At 67.8% G+C, this 21,691-nt stretch carries 11 protein-coding genes; 8 read left to right on the top strand and 3 right to left on the bottom strand.

Annotation, left to right across the window (positions count from 1 at the left end; translation table 11 throughout):
- Both tatB and tatC read left to right on the top strand, forming a co-directional pair.
- Window positions 1–492, top strand: coding sequence for a Sec-independent protein translocase protein TatB (gene tatB / locus WIX41_RS08820; RefSeq protein ID WP_339446708.1), 492 nt, complete (start codon window positions 1–3; stop codon window positions 490–492).
- Window positions 489–1,238 (top strand): twin-arginine translocase subunit TatC, encoded by a 750-nt coding sequence (tatC, locus tag WIX41_RS08815; protein WP_339446707.1) that lies wholly within the window; start codon window positions 489–491, stop codon window positions 1,236–1,238. Before tatB ends, tatC begins: the two co-directional genes overlap by 4 nt.
- 270 nt (window positions 1,239–1,508) lie before the next feature.
- On the opposite strand, the gene WIX41_RS08810 is transcribed toward tatC, so the two are convergent.
- The 3 genes from WIX41_RS08810 to WIX41_RS08800 form a co-directional block, all read right to left on the bottom strand.
- The gene (locus WIX41_RS08810; RefSeq protein ID WP_339446706.1) at window positions 1,509–2,420 is read right to left on the bottom strand and encodes a BPSS1780 family membrane protein; all 912 of its coding nucleotides are present in this window, start codon (window positions 2,418–2,420) and stop codon (window positions 1,509–1,511) included.
- A 103-nt stretch (window positions 2,421–2,523) separates the two neighbouring features.
- Window positions 2,524–3,243, bottom strand: coding sequence for a glutamine amidotransferase (locus WIX41_RS08805; protein WP_339446705.1), 720 nt, complete (start codon window positions 3,241–3,243; stop codon window positions 2,524–2,526).
- On the bottom strand, window positions 3,215–5,050 hold the full coding sequence (locus WIX41_RS08800) for a GspE/PulE family protein (RefSeq protein ID WP_339446704.1): 1,836 nt from the start codon (window positions 5,048–5,050) through the stop codon (window positions 3,215–3,217). The genes WIX41_RS08805 and WIX41_RS08800 overlap by 29 nt, the downstream gene beginning before the upstream one ends.
- A gap of 115 nt (window positions 5,051–5,165) precedes the next feature.
- Here WIX41_RS08800 and glyQ point away from each other — a divergent pair, with 115 nt between their 5' ends.
- From glyQ to WIX41_RS08770, 6 genes are all read left to right on the top strand, one after another.
- The gene (glyQ, locus tag WIX41_RS08795) at window positions 5,166–6,077 is read left to right on the top strand and encodes a glycine--tRNA ligase subunit alpha (RefSeq protein ID WP_339446703.1); all 912 of its coding nucleotides are present in this window, start codon (window positions 5,166–5,168) and stop codon (window positions 6,075–6,077) included.
- Window positions 6,074–8,248, top strand: coding sequence for a glycine--tRNA ligase subunit beta (glyS, locus tag WIX41_RS08790; RefSeq protein WP_339446702.1), 2,175 nt, complete (start codon window positions 6,074–6,076; stop codon window positions 8,246–8,248). Before glyQ ends, glyS begins: the two co-directional genes overlap by 4 nt.
- 269 nt (window positions 8,249–8,517) lie before the next feature.
- Window positions 8,518–15,351, top strand: a complete 6,834-nt coding sequence (locus tag WIX41_RS08785) for a hypothetical protein (RefSeq protein WP_339446701.1) — start codon at window positions 8,518–8,520, stop codon at window positions 15,349–15,351.
- Window positions 15,352–15,499: 148 nt separating this feature from the next.
- Window positions 15,500–16,018 (top strand): hypothetical protein, encoded by a 519-nt coding sequence (locus tag WIX41_RS08780; protein WP_339446700.1) that lies wholly within the window; start codon window positions 15,500–15,502, stop codon window positions 16,016–16,018.
- A 55-nt stretch (window positions 16,019–16,073) separates the two neighbouring features.
- Complete coding sequence (locus tag WIX41_RS08775; RefSeq protein ID WP_339446699.1) at window positions 16,074–17,855, top strand: autotransporter assembly complex protein TamA; 1,782 nt, start codon at window positions 16,074–16,076, stop codon at window positions 17,853–17,855.
- A complete protein-coding gene (locus WIX41_RS08770; protein WP_339446698.1) occupies window positions 17,852–21,688 on the top strand; it encodes a translocation/assembly module TamB domain-containing protein in 3,837 nt (1,278 codons plus the stop codon). The genes WIX41_RS08775 and WIX41_RS08770 overlap by 4 nt, the downstream gene beginning before the upstream one ends.
- Window positions 21,689–21,691 lie beyond the last annotated feature (3 nt).

Genomic DNA, 21,691 nt, shown 5'->3' with positions numbered 1-21,691 from the left:
GTGTTCGATATCGGTTTCAGTGAACTGCTGGTCATCGCGGTGGTAGCGTTGGTCGTGCTGGGTCCCGAGCGGCTGCCCAAGGCAGCGCGCTTCGCCGGGCTGTGGGTGCGGCGCGCGCGCAACCAGTGGGATTCGGTGAAGCAGGAGCTGGAACGCGAGCTGCACGCCGATGAGATCAAGCGCCAGTTCCGCGACGCGCAGGACTCGGTGCGCGACACCGAGGCGCAGCTGCGCGCCAGTGGTGAGGCGGTGCGCCGCGAGGCCGAACAGGTGCGTCGCCAGGTGCAGCATGATGGCGATGCGCCGGCAGGCAGCGACGAACCGGTCATGACCGGCCCCGCGCCGGGTTCGCCGGCGAGCGTGGCCCAGCATGTGGTGGCGCCCGAGCCAGACGCGGTACCCGATGAGCCGCGTGATGCGATGGCACCGCCGGGTATCGACGGCCAGGCACCGCGCGATCCGCCGCCTTCCACGCCGGAGGCGCCGCGATGAGCGGGAACGAGTCGCTGGAAAGCGGGTTGATCGAGCATCTGATCGAGTTGCGCGCACGTTTGATGCGGGCGCTGATCGGGCTGGGCGTGGTGCTGTTGGGGCTGATGCCGTTCTCGCGCCAGATCTATACGTGGTTGGCGCAGCCGTTGATCTCGCAGCTGCCGAACGGGCAGTCGATGATTGCGACCAATCCGGCCGGTGCGTTCTTTGCACCGCTGAAGCTGACGTTCTTCGTGGCGGTGTTCATCGCGGTGCCTTGGCTGCTGTACCAGCTGTGGGCGTTCGTGGCACCGGGTCTGTATGCACGCGAGAAGCGTCTGGCGGTGCCGTTGCTGGCGACGTCGGTACTGCTGTTCTACCTCGGCTGCGCGTTCGCGTACTTCCTGGTGCTGCCGGCGGTGTTCCACTTCCTGACCACGTTCCGCCCGGAGGTGATTGCGATCACGCCGGATGCGAATGCGTACCTGGATTTCGTGCTGGCCATCTTCTTCGCGTTCGGCAGCAGCTTCGAGCTGCCGGTGGCGATGGTGATCCTGACCCTGCTGGGCTGGGTCACGCCGCAGCAGTTCAAGGACGGGCGCGGTTACGCGATCGTGGGCATCTTCGTGCTGGCGGCGGTGCTGACCCCGCCGGATGTGGTGTCGCAGCTGATGCTGGCCATTCCGATGTGCCTGCTCTATGAGCTGGGGATTCATGCTTCGCGGTGGCTGGTGCCGGCGAAGGGTGATGAGCAAACGAGCCGGTAGCGCCGACCGTTGGTCGGCCCACGCAGCCTGCGGCGCCGGCGCCATCGTTTCGGTTATTTCAATGTGTTACCGGGCGTTGAGGAGCTGAGGGCGGTCGTTTGGGAACCGCCCCTACCGGCGCTGGCCGACGTGACGCGAAGACCGTAGAGCGACGCCCTGCGTCGCTGCTTTGCTTTCCAATCCGCACACGCAATGTACGACAGGGGCTGCCCGTCGCCCGGCCCCGGCTCGTATCAACCAAAACGCTGCCGTTGCCTTTGCTCGGCACAATCAAGCCGCGAAAACATTCCCCGGGCCGTTCGACGGCGGAACCGGCGGCGGTGCGGTGCGGCTGCGATGGGCGAACATCTGGTTCCAGGCCGCGTATACCGCGCCGACGTACAGCGGCATGACTACCGCGGTGTTGGTCAGCTGCATCACGAACGCGGCCGCACCTGCGCCGCCGGCCATCAGCGCCAGCTGCATCACGATGATCATCACGAAGTAGATGCACATCGCCGCGATCAGGCCCAGCAGCATGAATACCGCCATTGCGCCGAAGTTGCGGATGCAGCCCTGCAGGCTCATGCGCAGCGCGTGCATGCCGCTCTGGTGATCGAACACCACCAGCGCCGGCTGGGTGAACATGGCCATGCTCAGCGCCAAGAACGTGCCGAACGCGATCACCAGCCACAGCAGGATGCGCATCACCGGCACGCCGGCCATCAGCGCCACGGTCTGCTCGTTGCTCGGCGTGGCACCGGATTGCTGCAGCTCCTGCATCCTGCGGAACATTTCGGCCGATGCCGTCAGGCCGTCCGTGCCCATCATCACGTACAGCAGCGTACCCAGTGCGATCACTGCGATCAGCTGGATCGCCAACGGCACCAGCAGGTGGCTCACGCGGCGGTCGCGAATCGGCTGCAGCAGGTGGGCCGGTGCGGCGCGGTGGCCCTGGGCCACTTCGCTCACCGCGACCAGCATGCCGCCGAACACCAGCGGACCTACCGCCACCGACACCAGCTGGACCAGGATGCCGAGCCAGCTGGGCAGTGCCTGCGCCAGCACCAGGATCAGCGAACTGACCAGCATGCCGATCACGCCAAGGACCGCCAGCTGCAGCGGCGCGCGACGATACAGGGAGAACGCGTCCAGCAGCCATTGGGCGCCCGCCGAGGGGGGCAGCTTGCGAATTTCGCTCATACCATTCCGGAACAGGGGGAAGGGCGCGCGCGCCCCGAATCCCATCGATTATCCCTGTTTTCCGTGCGCATCACCTGAAGGAAAGCGCGCTTCGGGCAGTGGGTCAGCTGTTGCGTGCCTGGCGGACAAACCGGCGCAGCAGCTGGCGGGCCAGTGGGGCCGCACTGACACCGCGCGCCACGCTGCGCGCGCAGCCGCCGTGGCGGCTGATGCACTCGGCACGGGCGTGCACGTAGCCGCGCATGTGATGGGTGGCGAACTCGGGGTGGAACTGCACGCCCCAGGCCTGCTGGCCCCAGCGGAAGGCGTGGCAGTTGTCCTGCGCCGAGCGGGCCAGGATGGCCGCGCCGTCGGGCGCGCGCAGCACTGTCTGCAGGTGGGTGGCGTGCGCCGGGAAGCGCGCAGGAAGGCCGGCAAACAGCGGGTCATCCACGGCCGAGGGCTCCAGCGCCAGTTCGATCGTGCCCGATTCGCGCCCGGCCGGGTTGTAGGCCACTTCGCCGCCAAGGGCGTGGGCCAGCAGCTGGTGGCCGTAGCAGATGCCAAACACCGGGTGGTTGTCGTGGGCGGCCGCGCGCAGCCACTGCGCGCTGCGTTCGCTCCACTCAGCGCGGTCGGTCACGTAGGCGGCCGAGCCGCTGATGATCACCCCGGCGAAATCGCGGTGGTCGGGCAGCTCATCGCCGTGCTCCACGTCCACTACTACGGTCTCGTCGGCATCCAACCCCGCCGCCACCCGGATCCAGTGCGGAAAACGACCGTAACGGCGCAGCGAGGCGACCGGTTGGCCGGTTTCAAGAATCAGGAAGGGTGCGCGGTTCATCAGCAGGAGGCAGTACGGTGAGGACTTCCTCGATTGTAGTCAGCCCTGCCGCCACCTTTTCAAGCCCCGCGCGGCGCAGGGTTCGTACTCCTTCAGCACGCGCGGCCCGGCTGAAACCGGCCAGATCCATGTCCGCGCGGATCAGCCCGCGCAGCCGCGAACCCAATGGCAGCAACTCATACAGGCCTACCCGGCCCAGGTAACCGGTACGCCGGCAGTCCAGGCAACCGGCCGGCCCATATGGCGTGGGCGACTCTGGTAATGCTTCATCGGCATCAGCCAGGACCGCCCATTGGGCCGCGCTGAGCGGCTTGGGCACCTTGCAGTGTGGGCACAGGGTGCGCACCAGGCGCTGGGCCAGGACCCCGTTGAGGGTGCTGGCCAGCAGGTAATGCGGCACGCCCAGGTCGAGCAGCCGGGTGATCGCCGAGGGCGCGTCGTTGGTATGCAGGGTGGACAGCACCAGGTGCCCGGTCAGCGAGGCCTGGACGGCCATCTGCGCCGTTTCCAGGTCGCGGATCTCGCCGATCATGATGATGTCCGGGTCCTGCCGCAGCAGGGTGCGCACGCCTGCGGCGAAATCCAGGTCGATGTTGGTCTGCACCTGCATCTGGTTGAACTCCGGCGCGATCATCTCGATCGGGTCTTCCACCGTGCACACGTTGACATCCGGGGTGGCCAGCCGTTTCAGCGTGGAATACAGCGTGGTGGTCTTGCCCGAGCCGGTCGGTCCGGTGACCAGCACGATGCCGTGCGGGCGCTCAACCAGCGATGTCCAGCCGGCCGCTTCCTGCGGGCTGAAGCCGAGCTGGTCGATGCTCTTGAACGCCGCGTCCGGGTCGAAGATGCGCATCACGCACTTCTCGCCGAAGGCGGTGGGCATGGTGGACAGGCGCATTTCAACCTCGCGCCCGCCCGGCGAACGGGTCTTGATGCGGCCATCCTGCGGGCGGCGGCGCTCGGCCAGGTCCATGCGGCCCAGCACCTTGATCCGGCTGACCATGGCGGTCATCACCGGCGGCGGCACCTCGAACACCTTGTGCAGCACCCCATCGATGCGGAACCGCATGCGCCCCATGTCGCGGCGCGGCTCCAGGTGGATGTCCGAGGCGCGCTGTTCGAAGGCGTACTGCAGCAGCCAGTCCACGATGTGCACCACGTGCTGGTCATCGGCGTTCACATCGCCGGCGCGGCCCAGCTCGACCAGCTGCTCGAAGCTGGGCAGGGTGCCGCTGGCTTCGCCGCGCACGTCGCCACGTGCCCCGCGCACCGACCGGGTCACGCCGTAGAACTCCATCGTGTAGCGGTGCAGGTCCAGCGGGTTGACCATGGCCAACTCGATCCGGCGCCGGGCCAGGTGCTGCAGGTCGAGCAGCCATTCCTGGGCCAGCGGCTCGCTGGTGGCCACCAGCAGGCGCTCGCTGTCCACCGCCAGCGGCAGGAACCGATGGCGGCGCGCATAGGCATGGGAGACCAGTGCGGTCACTGCCGCCACATCGACCCGGGTGGGATCGATGCGCAGGTAGCGGGTGCGGGTGCGGGTGGCCAGCCACTCGGTCAGCCGCTCCAGCCCCAGCTCGCCGCCGGGCGCAGCGGTCAGCTTCAGGTTGGCCAGCAGTACCAGCGGGTGCACTTCGCTGGCGTTGCGGGCGCCGTGGCCGGAAAAGCGGATGCGTTCCACGTCGCCCGCTGCGACCAATCCGTCGGCGACCATCGCCGCAGCGACCTGCTCGAAGACCAGCCGGCCCGGCGGCAGGGGCCCCGGGGCTGGAGCGGGGGCGAGCGTTGCCGATGAGCGGTGTTCCATGGCGCCAGAATCCTCGGAGCGGGGCTTGCACGGCGTGATGGCGGCTTGCCTGGAATGCCGGCGCGCGGTCCGTCGCTATACTAGCGCACCCCTTGAGCAGGCAAGAATCCGCCGCATGTCCGTCACCAAGACCGTTCCGATCACGTTCCAGGATCTGATCCAGACCCTCAACCGGTATTGGGCGCAGCAGGGCTGCGTGCTGATCCAGCCGCTGGACCTGGAGGTGGGTGCCGGCACCTTCCACCCGGCCACCTTCCTGCGCTCGATCGGCCCGGAAAGCTGGAATGCCGCGTACGTGCAGCCCTCGCGCCGCCCCACCGACGGCCGCTACGGCGAAAACCCCAACCGCCTGCAGCGCTACTACCAGTACCAGGTGGCGATGAAGCCCAGCCCGGACAACATCCAGCAGCTGTACCTGGATTCGCTGAAGGCACTGGGCATCGACCCGCTGGTGCACGACCTGCGCTTTGTCGAGGACAACTGGGAATCGCCGACCCTGGGCGCCTGGGGCCTGGGCTGGGAAGTATGGCTAAACGGCATGGAAGTGACCCAGTTCACCTACTTCCAGCAGGCCGGCGGCCTGGAGTGCAGGCCGGTGCTGGGCGAGATCACCTACGGTCTCGAACGCCTGTGCATGTACCTGCAGAACTGCGACAACGTCTATGACCTGGTCTGGACCTACGGTCCGGACGGCACGCCGGTGACCTACGGCGATGTGTACCTGCAGAACGAAGTCGAGCAGAGCACCTACAACTTCGAATACGCCGACGTGGAAGAACTGTTCCACCGTTTCGATGCCTGCGAAAAGGAAGCGCAGAAGCTGGTGGAGGTGGGCCTGCCGCTGCCGGCCTACGAGCAGGTGTGCAAGGCCAGCCATTCGTTCAACCTGCTGGATGCGCGCCGCGCGATCAGCGTGACCGAGCGCCAGCGCTACATCCTGCGCGTGCGCGCGCTGGCCCAGGCGGTGGCAAAACTGTATGAAGCCAAGCGCCTCGAAGCGGTGGCTGCCAAGGAGGTGCAGGCATGAGCACGATGCTGCCGCTGCTGATCGAACTGGGCACCGAAGAACTGCCCGTGAAGGCGCTGCCGGGCCTGGCCCAGGCATTCTTCGATGGCGTTGTCGATGGCCTGGCCAAGCGTGGCGTGGCCGTCGAGCGCGGCAATGCCAAGCCGCTGTCCACCCCGCGCCGCCTGGCGGTGCTGCTACCCGGCGTGGCCGTGGAGCAGCCCGAACAGCGCGGTGAGGTGCTGGGCCCGTACCTGAACATCGCGTTGGACGCCGACGGCCAGCCGACCAAGGCGCTGCAGGGTTTTGCCGCCAAGGCCGGTATCGACTGGACCGCGCTGGAACGCACCCGCGATGCCAAGGGCGAGCGCTTCGTGCACCGTTCGGTGACCCCGGGCGCGCGCACCGCCGCGCTGCTGCCGGAGATCCTGTCCGAGGCGATCGCCGCCATGCCCATCCCCAAGCCGATGCGCTGGGGCAGCCACAGCTACGGCTTCGCGCGCCCGGTGCACTGGCTGGTGCTGCTGCACGGCAAGGAGGTGATCGAGGCCGAGGTGCTGGGCCTGACATCCGACCGCATGAGCCGTGGCCATCGTTTCATGCACGACAAGACCGTGTGGCTGTCCTCGCCGGATGACTACGTGGCCTCGCTGCAGGCTGCCTATGTGCTGGTGGACGCCGACGCGCGCCGCCGCCGTATCGTGGAAGCGGTCAATGCCGAAGCCGCTGCGGCCGGTGGCCAGGCGCGCATCACCGACGACAACCTGGAACAGGTGGTCAACCTGGTTGAATGGCCGGCGCCGGTGCTGTGCAGTTTTGAACGCGAATTCCTGGCGGTGCCGCAGGAAGCGCTGATTGAAACGATGGAAATCAACCAGAAGTTCTTCCCGGTGCTCGATCCCAGCGGCAAGCTGACCGAGAAGTTCATCGGCATCGCCAACATCGAATCGAAAGACGTGGCTGAAGTGGCCAAGGGCTACGAGCGGGTGATCCGCCCGCGCTTTGCCGATGCCAAGTTCTTCTTCGATGAAGACCTGAAGCAGGGCCTGGAAGCGATGGGTGAGGGTCTGAAGACCGTCACCTACCAGGCCAAGCTGGGCTCGGTGGCCGACAAGGTGCAGCGCGTGGTCGCGCTGGCCGGCCTGATCGCGCCGCAGGTGGGCGCCGACCCGGTGCTGGCCAGGCGCGCGGCCATGCTGGCCAAGAACGATCTGCAGTCGCGCATGGTCAACGAATTCCCCGAGCTGCAGGGTATTGCCGGCCGCCACTACGCGGTGGCCGGTGGCGAATCGCCCGCGGTCGCCCTGGCGATCGACGAGGCCTACCAGCCGCGCTTTGGCGGCGACGATATCGCGCTGTCGGCGCTGGGCAAGGTGCTGGCCATCGCCGAGCGCTTGGACACGCTGGCCGGTGGCTTCGCCGCCGGGCTGAAGCCGACCGGCAACAAGGACCCGTTCGCGCTGCGCCGAAATGCGCTGGGGCTGGCCCGCACGATCATCGAATCGGGCTTCGACCTGGACATGGACGAGTTGATCCTCAAGGCGTCCGAGGGGGTTCTGTTCTCCATCTCAGCAGAGACGATTGCCAAGCAGCAGAAAGCGTCAAAGACCGCAAAGGACGCAGGCATCTCTGCCCAGGAAGGCGTTTTTGGTGATATTCGCTCGATTGATGAGACCAACTACAAAGAGCTTTACCCGTTCATCCTCGACCGCCTGCGCGGCTACTACGCCGACAAGGGCGTGCCGGCCACGCACTTCAATGCAGTGGCCGAGCTGAAGCCGGCCTCGCTGTACGACTTCGACCGCCGCATCGAGGCGATCGGTACCTTTGCCGCGCTGCCGGAAGCCGAAGCGCTGGCAGCGGCCAACAAACGCATCCGCAACATCCTGCGCAAGGCCGAAGGTGCCATTCCGGGCATGGTCGATCCGGCGCTGCTGGCCGAACCGGCCGAAAGCGAGCTGGCCGAAGCGGTCGAAGCGGCCATTGAAGACAGCAATGCCCGCCTGCACCAGAAGGATTACGTCAGCGTGCTGGCGCGCCTGGCCCGCCTGCGTCCGCAGGTGGATGCGTTCTTCGACGCGGTGATGGTCAACGCCGAAGATCCCGCGCTGCGTGGTAACCGTTTGGCGTTGCTCAAGCGCCTGAGCGACCGCCTGGGCAGCGTGGCGGCGATCGAGCATCTGTCCAGCTGACGGCAACAGCCTGATCGTGTGTCACCCCTGAAAGCGCCCGATTGGATCGGGCGCTTTCTTTTTGTGCGCATTTGTTCGAATGCGACGAAAACTGCAATCAATCTGAATATTGATTGAGCGTGCCAACCGTAGATGCGGCAAACGATAAATTCGTGCAATCGGTATTCCCCCGCGACGCGTGATCATCCCGCGCCGCTCGTTCCTGCGGCCACGACATGCCGCGCGCGTTCCGCGCCGGCCCGCCCCGCTTCGCACGGAAGTACCGCTGAATGCCCAAGTTGCCGACCGCCGCTGCAGACTTTCCCACCTTCAACCGATTCACCGCACTGGCCGGCGCCAGTGCGGCACAGGATGATGCCATCGCCCCCGAGCGCGTCTGCAATGCGCCCGCGCCCCGTGCCAGCAGGAGCGCTGCACCGACGCGGGTGCTGAGTCCGCGCGAGGCGGCGGTGCGCGAGGCCATCCTCGCGACCGGCGCGCCCGAAAGCCGGGCGCTGGTACGCACGCTGGAGAGGTATCTCGCCGAGGCCACCACGCCCCAAGCGCGCGATGCGGTGACGTTGCGCATGGAACAGGCGCTGGCCGCACGCGGACATGATGTGGCGGTGCTGCGCACCCTGGGCATCAACGCGTTGGACAGCGTGCTGACCCGGGCCGCGTGGACCACGCTGATGGCCGAACTGCCGGGCTGGGCCAGCAGCGCGCTGACCGCAGGGCAGCTGGCGCGCAGTGTGTTCACCGGCACCTGGAGCTGCGTGGCGACCGTGTTGCCGTCGTTGGCGGCGGCACTGCCTACGCTGCGTACCCACGCCGACTTCGACGCGCTGGTGCAGTCGCTGCCCGAGTCGATCCGGACCGGTCTGTGGAGCCTGCATGAGAGCGTGGCGCAGGCCGATGCGCAGCTGCGCCCCAACCTGGGCGGCGGCCATTTGCTGTCCGCGCTGGCGGTGGCGGCGCTGCTGTGGCAGGTGCGGCAAACGCTGCCGACGCCATCGGCCCAGCTGCAGGGCATCGGTAAATTCATCGCCGAGCTGCCAAAGCACTGGCAACAGATTGCCGTGCTCAATGGTGTGGGCGGGGCGTTGTTCAAACCGGTGGACGTGAGCGAAGCTGCCGAACTTGCGGCGTCCAAGGTCAAGTTGACGCCCGAGGAGAAGCAGGCGCGCATCCTGCATCAGAATGCTGTGGATAGCGGCAGCGCCGTTGTACCGGAGTGGGACACCCACGTTGACCATGTGGAACTGGCGACCGCACCCGACACGCTGCGGCCAGGGAGCGCCATCGCCGAGCCGCCGGCCGAGGTGATGGAAGCACTCCCCAACGCCGTCACCTCGCCGGCCAGCCGCCAGCAGGGTGGCTGGCTTGCCTGGCTCGGCGCGGGCATCGCTGCACTGGGCCAGGCCGCGCGCGGCGGTTTCCAGGCCGTGCCACAGGTGCCGCCCGCAGTGGAGATGACGTTGATGGGACGATCAGCCCTGGAAGGCGTCACCTCGACCACGCCGCTGGTGCCTGTGGAGTCGGCTGCAGGCGTGGCGTCCGCCACGCGCATGTTCCCCAATCTGCGACAGTCCCTGCTTGCACAGGCTGCCGCGAAGACCGTGGCAGGAGTGAGTGCCGCGGGTACGGCATTCCTCGTCGCCAAGCGCTACTTCTGGCCCGGCACGCCACCGACGACGCCCGCCGAGTTGGCCGAACGCCTGGCCGGGGACGTCGTGGAACTGCCCAATGGCCGATGGGGGACGGGCCTGGACCTGCTGCTCGGCGAACTGGACACGGCGCCGCGCGGCACGCGCGTGCGCCGGGCCGCAACGGATACCACCGCCGCACCGGTGACCCATGCCAGCAATGCCGAGGCGCAACTGCACGGCAACCCGGCCGCGCTGCTGGACGCGCTGCAGGCCGACACTGCATTGGTGGACCGGGTGCAGTCGATGCGCCTGTGGTCGGTCGCGGTGGCGCGCGACATCGCCACCCAACCCGGCTGGGAATGGGTAGCGACGCTGCCCGCGTCGGAACAGGAACTGCTGGTGAGCCAATGGCAGGTGCTGCGCGAGCTCGCCCCCGCCCTGGCGGAGGTGGAAGCGGCCACCGATGCGGCGATGCGCGCCGCTCTGCTGAAGGTCGGTTGGAGTGGCCAATGGCAGGACATCGAAGTGAAACTGCCCGACACGCAGGTGGCCGGCATCACCGTGGACGACCGCCTGCCCCTGCTGCAGTACTGCCTGGCCCGCGACGTGGGTGGCGAGCCCGCGTTCCAGCGTGGCTCCACGCCGGTGTCCGGGCATGAACACGCGCGGCTGTCGGACTTCATCAAGAGCGCCGACGCGCGCGGCCTGCGTGCGGCCATCAACACCCGCATGGAGCAGGTGCGCCCGGCGCTGAGCCAGACCGTGCAGGCGCGGCTGGTGATCGATGCGCTCAAGGCCAAGGCACAGGGCGTGCTGGGCAGCGGCGACGCGCATCGGCGTGGCGCCGATATCGTGCTGGGCTTCCTGCAGGGCACCGGCGCGGTCGAGCGTGCGACGCTGACCTATACCGACCACCTGCCCAACGGCGCCAAGGTGAACATCGCCGTACCCAATTACCTGGTGCTGCGCAGTGTCGAGCCGGGCACCCAGGGCCAGGTGGTGCTGTACCGTTCGGACCTGTCCAGCTTCCAGGCCTTCGGCGATGAAACCGCCTTCCGCCAGTACCTCGACACGCACCGCGCCCGCGTCGGCACCTTTGCCGCCAACGGCGCGATCGACCGCACCCTGGCCGATGACATCGTGCAGGCCGCGCTGCCGGCCCAGCGTGCCGGGGTGCGCGGGCTGGTGGATGCGTGGGAGGCGCGGCTGGCGCGCTACCAGAGCGGCCAGCGCGGCCCGCAGGCGTGGAATCCGGGCGAGAGCTTCGCGCTGAGCTTCGCCCGGGTCGACCACGCCGAAGGTGCGCGGCAGCACTGGGCCGATACCCTGGTCACGCACGGCGAGGTGTTGGCGCAGGAGCGGCTGGAACGCAACCGGCTGCGCTGGAGCCCACTGGGCATTGCCAACGTCGTCGCCGAAACCGCCTACGGCCAGCAGCAGGACCGCGTGCTGCAGACGCTGCACACCCACGCGCATGCCGGCGTCACCGAGGCGATGGTGCGCGCGCTGCGCCTGGCCGGCTTCGAGGGCCCGCTTGAGGGCTTCGATCCGGACCGGGTCCGGCTCCGGGTCGGTGGCCGGGAGATGGACCTGACCGACTGGGCCACCCACGGCTGGCAGGGCCAGGGCCTGCGCCGCCCGGCGATGCCGGTCAACCTGCCGGACTGGTCGCCCGACGCCGGCGGCCTGCCGAACGCGCCACTGGAACCGGCGGCGTGGCTGGACGACGACACGCTCGATGCGATGCGGCTGGTGGCTTACACCCACGACGCGCAGGGCACGATGCGCGAAGACGCGGCCTTGAGCGGACAGCTGCAGGACGTCTCCCTGCGTCGTGCGATCTGCGGCGAGCTGGAGGATTTCGCCGAGAGCAACCGCCTGGCCGATGCCTACATCGACCAACTGAAAAAGCTGCCGCACAGCGCCGATGGCCCGATGTTTGCCGCGGCGCTGGGCGACCAGATCCGCGCACGTACCGCCTGGATGATCGAGGTGGCCCGGCAGGACGGCACGCTCAACGAGGCCAGCTACCGCGCGCTGCAGACCGCACATACCCAGCTGGATCCGCAGCGGACACGGCCGTCGTCGTTGCAGGGCGTGACCATCAACGGCCGTGCCATCGTCGGGCTGTGGGCGATCCGCACCCGCGCCGGGCGCCACGTGTTCCTGCCCGACACCGCGCACGGCGACCGCCTGCTGGACGAGCGCGCGTTCGGGGCATGGCTGCGCCGACCCGAGGCCGAAGGCTACCTCCGCGCGCGTGCGCAGATCCGTCACCATGACAGCCTGAAGGACACCTTCAAGCACACTTCCAGCAGCCGCGGCATCCCGTTCGGGTTCACCCGGACGCGCGGACCGAAGGCGGCCGCCGCCGCGCTGATCGATGCGCGGATGAGCGACGTGGACCAGATGACGGTGAGCCAGCTGGAGCGGCTGGGCGAGACGCTGAAGATGATGGGTGCGATCGGCGTGGGTGCGGCGTGTTCGCTGGCCACCGGCGGCGCCGGTGCGGCGCTGTGCGTGGCCGGCACGCTGGGGCTGCTGGCCGATGACATCCGCGAGGGCATCGAGCGGCTTGAGAACGGCGATGTGAACGGCGCTGTCCTGACCTTCGGCAGTGGGTTGTTTGATCTGGTGGATATCGCCCAGATCGGCGCAATTCCAGCGGCGCTGTACCAACTGGGCAAACGCGGCCTCAACTCCCTGCCGGACGCTGTCGGCGCGCTACGCCAGTGGCGGCTGCAGGCACGTGGCTTCACTGCCGACGGTCGGGTGAATGAAGGTTTCGAGGTATCCCGGCCGTCGCTGGCCGCAGTGGGCTTGCCGCTGTTGGAACACCCCCTGCCAGATGGTGGGAGCGTGTACCGACAGGGCGAGCGCACCTTCATCCAACAGGGCGGGCACTTCATCGAAGCCACGCCGGACGCGGACAACGTACTCAGGCTGCGCATGCCGGCTTCCGCCGATGTGGGGCCGCCGGTGCATCACAGGGACAACGCATGGCGCAGGAAGGAGCAACCGGCCGCGAGAGACCGTGCCTCCACGCCGCCGTCGTTCGAGAAGCGCGAATGGATGAGCAGGCTGCCCGATGCCGAGAACCTTCCCCCGGAAAAGCTTGACGAGGTCGAGGCCGTGTTCGGCGTGCGTTCGCGCGAACCCTCGCCCAGCGCCGATCTGCGCCATGTGATTCAGGAGCTCACCATCGACCAGCGCATCGAGCGGATTCTGAGCGAACCCGAAACGCTTGGGATGCCGGGCGACGAGGCCATCATCATGCGCGCCTGGGCTGACAGCCCTGCGTTGGGTAATGGCAAGGGCGTGGAAACCTATGTTGACACCCTTGGCGAGTGGACCCGTGGCGCACGCTTCGGTCGCGGCCCAGTGGGACTGATGGTGCGGGTCGAAGACGCCCGGACGCTTCCAGGCATCGAAGCGCTGATTGACGCTTCGGATATCGACGCGCTGGCACAGCGTCTGAGCCTGTCCGCCGACAGCCCACGGGAAACGCTGGTAGCGGCCGTCCGTACCGAACTGGCGGACGCCATCAAGCTCGACCCGAAACAGAGCCGGATGACCTGGCAGCGCTGGATCGCCGTGCAGCACCGCCTGCCCACTGCCGCCGACAACCTGGTCAAGCACTACCCGGACCTCACCAAGGCCGAGGCCGAAGAGATTGTCACTGCCGCCAGCAGCAGGCAGAAGCGCGAGATGGAAGCGTGGATCTTCAACGAGTCCATCCGCGACGTTGTCGCCGACACGCTCACCAACCGCGCGCAGCGGCAGCAACGTCAGGCCGTGGTGAACGACGGCATTGGCACGCTGGCCGATGTGCAGCAGCTGGGGACGCACCTGCAGGCGGCACTGCCTGGGCGCAGCATCACCGTGCTCGGAGATGGCAAGGGGGGTTCTCTGCTGCTGGTCGCCTCCACCACACCGGGCATCGAGGAAGCACGGATGGTGTTCACCCCCCGCAAGGGTGGGGCGATGGCTGTGGCGGATGCGCAGGGGAAGATCCAGGCAAGCTGGCAGCAGGCGTTGTTCGATCAGTTGGGCAGGACCGAACAGGCTGCGCTTGGCGATGCGGCCAGTCTGCGGCGAGCGGTGGTCGAACACATGCGGCAAACCCCGTTGATTCGGGCGTGCATGCTGCCCCGCGCGCTGCCAGGCACCCGGGTAAGACGCAGTGTCGACCCATGTGAGCCACCGGCTGGCGTGTCCCTTTCCCCGGAGGAGGTTGCCGCCCGCGATGCTGTCAGCGATCGCCTTTACCAGGTGCACCAGCGTGCGGAGCGCGACTATGCCGGCATCCGCGATCTGCTCACCGAATCGGAGGCGCTGAAGGCCGAGAAGCGCGCCTTGCAGGCGCAGGGCCAGACATTGTCCGAGGCAAAGCTGGCGCGCATGGCCGAGCTGGCATCGATGGACCTGATGCACGAGCGCAATTTCCGCGTCAAGAACTTCGTGGCCTACTCGCTGGACGACCTGCGCCTGCACGGTGAGCCGGTGCCATTGGGGGAATTCCCGTTGCAGGGCGGTGCGTACAGCGGACCCCCGGTGGCATGGATGAGTGACACGGAGTACGTGGGCAATACCCCGATCCGCCGCGTGTTTGTCGCCGACGACCAGGTCGGGAAAACCTACAAAGGGAAGGGCAAACAGCGCACCGAAACCCCGATTCCGCCCAACGATCGCTTCCGGTCCGATTACGCGATGGGCGCCGACCTGCTGACCACCAGCAGCGAGCGTGCCCGCAGTTCAGGCGTGGTGACCCTGACGGAGGACGACCTGCATGCGCGGCTGGGTCCGGTGGGCCCGGACGGGACGCCGGGCTGGGTCCGGCTGGCCGACCTTGACGAGGCCGCGCTGGCCGGGCTGCCGCGCAGCGCACTGCCAGAGACACTGCAGAAACTGCTTGGTGATGCCCAACTGCTCCCCTCCAACGTGCGCGAGCTCAAGCCTGGCCCCTATCGCGTGTTCGAGGTCCGCTCGTGCAGCGAAGGCAAGGTGATCGACAGATGGTTCGAGGAGATGATCGCCGCACGCCCGGAGCTGGCCACGCCGCTGCGCGCCGCGGCCAATACGCCCGTGGAAGCGTTGACAGGCACGCTGGACGTGGCATCGGACATGCATCCCTGCACCACCAGCTGCCACCGCCGCATGGGTGCGCTGATGGAGGTTCTGCCGAAGGTGAAGACGCGGGTGTACTACCACTTCGTTGACAACCCCGAGCGTACCGAATGGCGGCTGGGGTTGATGGTGAAGCGTGAAATGGAGCGCACCCGCTCGCAATGGGAGGCGGCGGGTGAGGACATCGACCAGGTGCGTGCCGGCATCCGCGCTGCGTTGTTGGACAAGGCCAACCCGCAGCGACGGGAAGCGGCTGAAGCCGAGTTGCTGCGCCACCCACCCCACGCCACCGACCTGCCGGTACCGCGTCTGTGGCTGCCGGAACGAATGGAGGACGAGGGCATGTAAGCTACAGACTGCGGGCAACGAGGGTGTGCACGGACACCTTCGTTGCCCGCGCTGGCGCCGTGCCAACACGCTCTTCACGCCAAGGCAGCGCACCAACGGCGATCATTGCCCGGCCTGTCCGTCGTGCAGATACCCTTGGAAGAAGAACATGCAGATCGAACGGAGCGGTCCCGGTGCGGTATTGAACACGCTCGGCCCTCAGCCCCCGCGTGCCCCTGCAGGCACTGCTGCCTCCCTGCTCTCCTCGGCCCAGGAGCATGCGCTCACCGCGCTGCGGGATCCTGACCTGAACTTTGAAGCCTACGCACGACGCGCTCTGACCGACGAACTGGTTGGTCCAGGCGGTTACCTCACCCAGGGTTGGTTGCCGGAAGACAGCTATCGGTCCGGGCCGGTGAGGCTGCTCCGTGAACAAGCCACCTCTGCCGACGGAGTGGCATGGGATGCCACCAACCTGACCCTGCAGCCGGACGTGCAGGTGATTGGCATGCGCGATACGCAGGGCGGGGCGGACAGCTATTTCGTCTGCCAGTCCGATCCGGACGATGCGCAGGGGCCGCCGCGCTTCTTCACCCTGTGCATCGAATCGGGCCAGGGCACCGGGGTGTATGAAATCTTCGTGTCGCCGCCGCGCGACTGGCAGGCCTTTCTCGACCTGCTGGGGTGAGCCCTTGGCTGCCCCTGTTGTTGCGCGTTCGACCCGTCCGGCTATCCTGTTCCCCATGATTTCATTGAAATACGCCCTGCCACTGTTCCTGTCGCTGGCCGCCGCCTCGACCGCGCATGCGCGCGGCACCATCGAGAAGGTGGACATCACCGGCCTGGACAAGGGCGACGACGCCGAGATGATCGAGAACATCGAGGTCTCGCTGTCGCTGTACGACACCATCGGCAAGGTGCAGGGCGAATCGCGGCTGGAGTACCTGCTGTCGCAGGCCGAGCGCCAGACCCGCCGGGCGCTGGAGCCGTTCGGGTTCTACAACCCGGTGATCACGGTGGAGAGCCCGCGCGAAGGGGAAAGCCTGCGCGTGGTGATCCATGTCGAGAAGGGCCCGCCGACCCTGGTGCGGCGCGAGAACATCGACATCACCGGCCCGGCGCAGCTGGACCAGTACCTGCAGGAAGACCTGGAGAATTTCCGGCCGCGCAAGGGCCAGCGTTTCGAGCACACGCTCTACGACGCCAGCCGGGTCACCATCACCCGGCGCCTGGCCGAGCGTGGCTACTTCGATGCCGATTTCACCCAGCGCCGGGTGGAAATCACCCGGGCCGAGAATGCGGCCGACATCGACCTCACCTGGGACAGTGGCCGGCGCTACAACATGGGCGACATCCGCTTCCACCAGGACTACTTCGTCGAACGGCTGTTCGATCCGCTGGTGTACTGGGAAAAGGGCAGCTATTTCCACGAGGGCAAGCTGGACCGCCTGCGCGAGTCGCTGACCAAGCTCGATTACTTCAGCGTGATCGACATCCAGCCGCAGCCGGACCAGGCCGACGAGAACGGCAATGTGCCGGTGGACGTCACCCTGACCCGCGCCAAGCGCACCATCTATACCGCCGGTGTGAGCTATGGCAGCGAAAGCGGCGCCGGTGTGCGCGGCGGCCTGGAGCGGCGCTTCGTCAACAACCGCGGCCACAAGATGAATACCCAGCTGGACTATGCGCAGAACCGCAAGAGCCTGGTCACCAGCTACCGGGTGCCCGCGTTCAAGTGGCTCGATGGCTGGTACGCGCTCACCGCCAGCGCCTACGACGAGCAGACCGATTACATCGACCTGCGCAACTTCAAGCTGATCGGCAGCCGCAGCGGCGAAATCAACGAAAACTGGACTGCGATCGCTTCGATCAACGCCCTGCGCGAGCGCTGGCGCTACGCGTCGGGCACCGAATTCACCGGTGCGATCTACAACACGTCCACGCTGGTGTACCCGCAGCTGGTGGCCGACTATGTCAATGTCGATGACCGGTTGGCTCCGCGCAGCGGCATCAGCGGCAGCGCCACCGTGCGCGGCGGCATTGAAGGCGCGGGCTCGGACACCAGCTTCGTACAGGCCAGCATGATGCTGCGCTGGTTCATTCCGATCGGCGATGCCGACCGCCTGATCCTGCGCGGTGAAGGCGGTACCACCTGGACCAGCGACCTGGTGTCGATGCCGCCCAGCCTGCGGTTCTTTGCCGGTGGCGACCGCAGTATCCGCGGCTACGCCTTCCGCGAGGTCGGGCCGCGCACGCCGCCGCCGGACAAGTTCGCGCTGGGTGCCAAGAACCTGGTGACCGCCTCGGCCGAGTACGAGCACTACTTCAACGGCGGCCCTTGGGGCGGTGCGGTGTTCGTCGATACCGGCAGTGCCTTCGACAACACCATCGACCTGCACACCGGCGTAGGCTTCGGCGTTCGCTGGAGATCGCCGGTGGGCCCGGTGCGCGTGGATATCGCGCATGGCCTGAACGACCCGGATTCGAAATTCCAGCTGTATCTGAGCGTCGGAGCGGACCTGTGAGCACGCCGGCCCCGATGCCCGCACCACCGCCGCGCGTGCGCTTCTACCGCAAGCGCCGCTTCTGGGCGTGGTCCGCCTTTACCGTGCTTGGCATGGTGCTGCTTGCCCTGCTGCTGCTGTACTGGCTGCTGCAGACCGTGGCCGGGCGCGATGTGCTGCTGGCGCAGGTGGTGGCGCGGCTGCCGGTGGGCGCCACGCTGACCTGGAGCAGGGTGGACGGCCCGGTGGCCGGGCCGCTGGTGCTGCACAACCTGGATTTCCGCTACGACGATATCCATTTCACCGCCGAGCGCGCGTATCTCGATCCGGATATCCGCCCGCTGCTCGGCCGCAAGCTGCGGCTCGATGCGCTGCAGATCAAGAACGCCACGTTGAACCTGGCCAAGAGCGATGAACCGTTCGAGATGCCGTCGTGGCCCGGTTCGCTGCCGCAGATCGAGATGCCGCTGGCGATCCAGGCCGACACGATCATCATCGACGGGTTCCGCATCACCCAGGCGCAGGAACCGGTGATCGACATCACCAGGCTGCGCGGTGGGTTGGAGATCGCCAACGGCGAATTCCGCGCGCGCCAGCTCAAGGTGGACAGCGACCTCGCCGATTTCCGCGTGGACGGCCGTTACGTGCCGCGCAATGATTACGCCACCGACATCACCGTCGGCGCAGTGCTGCCGGCGCCGCGCGGGCGCACCCCGGCGCGGCTGGGCCTGGTGGCCCGCGGTGACCTGGACCGCATGGAAATCGCGCTGGCCGGGCATGCCCCCGCGCCGTTGCAGGCCAGCCTGATATTCGCTGGCCGCGACGAACCGGTCTGGAAAGCCACGGCGCGCAGCAAGGAACTGGACCTGGCGCTGCTGGTACCGGGGATGGATGCCAGCACCAGCACGCCGCTGTCGCTGGATTTCCAGGCCACCGGCAAGGGCGGGCAGGCCAACCTGCAGGGCCGCATCCAGCAGGGCGACCTGGCCGTGGAGCTGGCGCCGTCCAACGTCGGCCTGGCCGACCAGGTGCTGACCGTGTCGCCACTGGTGGTGAAAGGCTTCGGTGGCCAGGCGCGCCTCCAGGGCACGGCCGACTTCCGTGACCGCGACAACGCCAGCCTGCGCTTTTCCATCATCGCCAACGACCTGACCTTCGTGCCGGAAGCCGACCCCACCACGCCCGGTGCGGCCAAGCCGGTGCCGGTGACGCTGAAGGAAGCGCGGATGGGCCTGGCCGGCACGCTCAAGGCGTGGGCGGCGGTAGGCAAGGCGTCGGTCGAGCGCGAGCAGCAATCGGCCGACCTGCAGTTCGACGTGCGCGGCAGCGATACCGCAGCGCAGATCAAGCAGTTGCAGGCCAAGACCCCGGGCGGCGCGCTGGACGTGACCGGGCAGGTAGCCTGGGCGCCGCAGCTGGACTGGGACGTTGCCGCCAGGCTGGCTGCGTTCGATCCGGGCTACTTCGTGCCCGGTTGGGATGGCCGTCTGTCTGGCGCTTTGGCCTCCAGGGGCCGCCAGCTGCCGCCAGCGGCGGGCAGCCCCGCCGGTACCGCCGGCATCTACGAAGCCACCGTGGACATGCCCGGCATCAACGGCACGCTGCGCAACCGCCGCGTGGATGCCCAGGGCCGCTTCGCGTTGCGCGGGCGGCAGGGCGAAGGCAACGTGCGGCTGGCGGTGGGCAACAGCCGCCTGACCGCGCGCGGCAGCGTTGGCGACCGGCTCGATGTGCAGGCCCAGCTTGAGCCCGTACAGCTGGACGACCTGATGCCGGGCAGCACCGGCACGCTGCGTGGCCAGGTGCAGGTGCGTGGTCCACGCGCAACGCCGGACATCACTGCCGATCTGGTCGGCAGCGGCCTGCGCTACGAAGATTACAGCGCCGAGGCGTTGAGCATCCGCGGCCGCCTGCCTTGGCAGGGCACCAACGGCACGCTGGCGCTGCAGGGCACCAAGGTGCAGGCCGGCATGCTGCTGGACACGCTCAGCGTGGATGCACGCGGCAGCCTGTCCAACCTGCGCGTGGATGCGCAGGCGAAGAACGAACTGGGCGCGGTGGCGCTGCAGGGCGGGGTACGCCAGCAGGGCAGTGCATGGCGTGGCGATCTTGCCGCGCTGCGTATCGCACCGGTCAAGGGCGATGCGTGGGCGCTGCGCGCGCCATCCACCTTCGGCATCCAGGGCAGCAACTTCACCCTTACCGATACCTGCCTGGGTGCGGCCACCGGCGGCGCCGTGTGCGCCAGCGCCAACTGGCCGCGCGACGGAGTGAAGGTGCGCGGCGATGCGCTGCCACTGGCATTGGTGCAGCCGTGGTTGCCGCCGCAATCCGGGCGCCGCCTGCACCTGCGCGGCGAAGTCACCCTGGACGGGCAGATCCGCCCGCGCGGCAACACCTGGGAGGGCAGCGCCAGGATTGCTTCCATGGAAGGCGGCATCCGCCTGGGCGACAATGCCCGTGGCGAACTGGTGCGCTACGACCAGTTTTCGGCCACGCTGGAAATGACCCCGGCGCAGATCAATGCCAAGCTGGGTGTCGGCTTCCAGGGCAACGGCTTCGTCGATGCCAAGGTGCAGACCGGCTGGGACGCCAACGCACCGCTCAACGGTGAGCTGTATCTCAACATGTCGCGGCTGTACTGGCTGGAGCTGTTCTCGCCGGACCTCGTGCGCCCCACGGGTTTGATCGAAGGCCATGTGAGCCTGCGCGGCACGCGCGGCACGCCGTCGCTGGGTGGCGAAGCCAAGCTGAGCAACTTCAAGGGCGAGTTCCCCGCGCTGGGCCTGACCTTCGACCAGGGCAGCGGCAGCTTCACCGCGCAGCCGGACGGCTCGGCGAAGATCAACGCGCAGGCCAATTCGGGGCAGGGCACGTTGTTCGTGGACGGTGGCCTGTCGTGGTTCGGCGACGCGCAGCCGTTGCAGCTGCATATCCACGGCGAGAACGTGCTGCTGTCCAACACGCCGGAACTGCGCATCGTCGCCAACCCCAACCTCGACTTCACCCTGGCCAAGGCGGCCATGCAGCTGCGCGGCACCGTGCACGTGCCCGAAGCCGACCTGGACCTGGAGCGGCTGGATCGCGGTACGTCGGTGTCCGAAGACGTGGTGGTGCTGGACCCGGCCGACCCGGAGGAAGGCCCGAGCCTGCCGCTGGACATGGACCTGACCGTGAGCCTGGGCGACAAGGTGCGCATGGCCGGCTTCGGCCTGAAGGGCGGGCTGGGCGGCAAGATGCAGGTGTGGTCGCGGCCGGGCCGCGAGATGACCGCCAACGGCGCGCTGGAAGTGAGTGGTCGCTACAAGGCCTATGGCCAGGACCTGACCATCACCCGCGGCAACCTCAACTGGAACTTCAACGCCGTGTCCGATCCGCGCATCAACATCCGCGCCGAACGGCGCGTGGGCGACGTCACCGCCGGTATCGACGTGACCGGCCGCGCGCAGTCGCCGCGGGTGGATGTGTGGTCGGACCCGTCGATGTCGCAGTCCGAGGCGCTGGCGTTCCTGGTGTTGGGGCGCAGCCTGACCGGCGCCAGCAGCGACCAGACCCAGCAGGTCAACGCGGCCTCGGCGGCGCTGTCGGCCGGCAGCGGCCTGCTCGCCTCGCAGCTGGGCGCCCGGCTGGGCCTGGATGACGCCGGCGTAAGCCAGTCGCGCGCGCTGGGCGGCTCGGTGATCGGCGTGGGCAAGTTCATCTCACCCAAGCTGTACGTCGGCTACGGCGTCTCGCTGGTGGGCAGCGGCTCGGTACTGACGTTGAAGTACCTGCTGCGCCGTGGCTTCGACCTCGAAGTGGAATCGAGCACGGTAGAAAACCGTGGCTCGCTCAACTGGCGAAGAGAGAAGTAGAGC

The organism is Stenotrophomonas sp. AB1(2024), from assembly GCF_037482345.1.
In the GTDB taxonomy this organism is placed as follows: domain Bacteria; phylum Pseudomonadota; class Gammaproteobacteria; order Xanthomonadales; family Xanthomonadaceae; genus Stenotrophomonas.
The sequence above is the reverse complement of the archived record's forward strand: the minus strand, read 5'-3'. Positions and strand labels throughout refer to the sequence as shown.

What these genes read in the sequence shown, in the direction of transcription:
- WIX41_RS08810 (WP_339446706.1), bottom strand. Translation starts at nt 2,420, where the DNA reads ATGAGCGAAATTCGCAAGCTGCCCCCCTCGGCGGGCGCCCAATGGCTG.
- tatC (WP_339446707.1), top strand. Translation starts at nt 489, where the DNA reads ATGAGCGGGAACGAGTCGCTGGAAAGCGGGTTGATCGAGCATCTGATC.
- WIX41_RS08785 (WP_339446701.1), top strand. Translation starts at nt 8,518, where the DNA reads ATGCCCAAGTTGCCGACCGCCGCTGCAGACTTTCCCACCTTCAACCGA.
- glyQ (WP_339446703.1), top strand. Translation starts at nt 5,166, where the DNA reads ATGTCCGTCACCAAGACCGTTCCGATCACGTTCCAGGATCTGATCCAG.
- WIX41_RS08775 (WP_339446699.1), top strand. Translation starts at nt 16,074, where the DNA reads ATGATTTCATTGAAATACGCCCTGCCACTGTTCCTGTCGCTGGCCGCC.
- WIX41_RS08800 (WP_339446704.1), bottom strand. Translation starts at nt 5,050, where the DNA reads ATGGAACACCGCTCATCGGCAACGCTCGCCCCCGCTCCAGCCCCGGGG.
- glyS (WP_339446702.1), top strand. Translation starts at nt 6,074, where the DNA reads ATGAGCACGATGCTGCCGCTGCTGATCGAACTGGGCACCGAAGAACTG.
- WIX41_RS08780 (WP_339446700.1), top strand. Translation starts at nt 15,500, where the DNA reads ATGCAGATCGAACGGAGCGGTCCCGGTGCGGTATTGAACACGCTCGGC.
- WIX41_RS08805 (WP_339446705.1), bottom strand. Translation starts at nt 3,243, where the DNA reads ATGAACCGCGCACCCTTCCTGATTCTTGAAACCGGCCAACCGGTCGCC.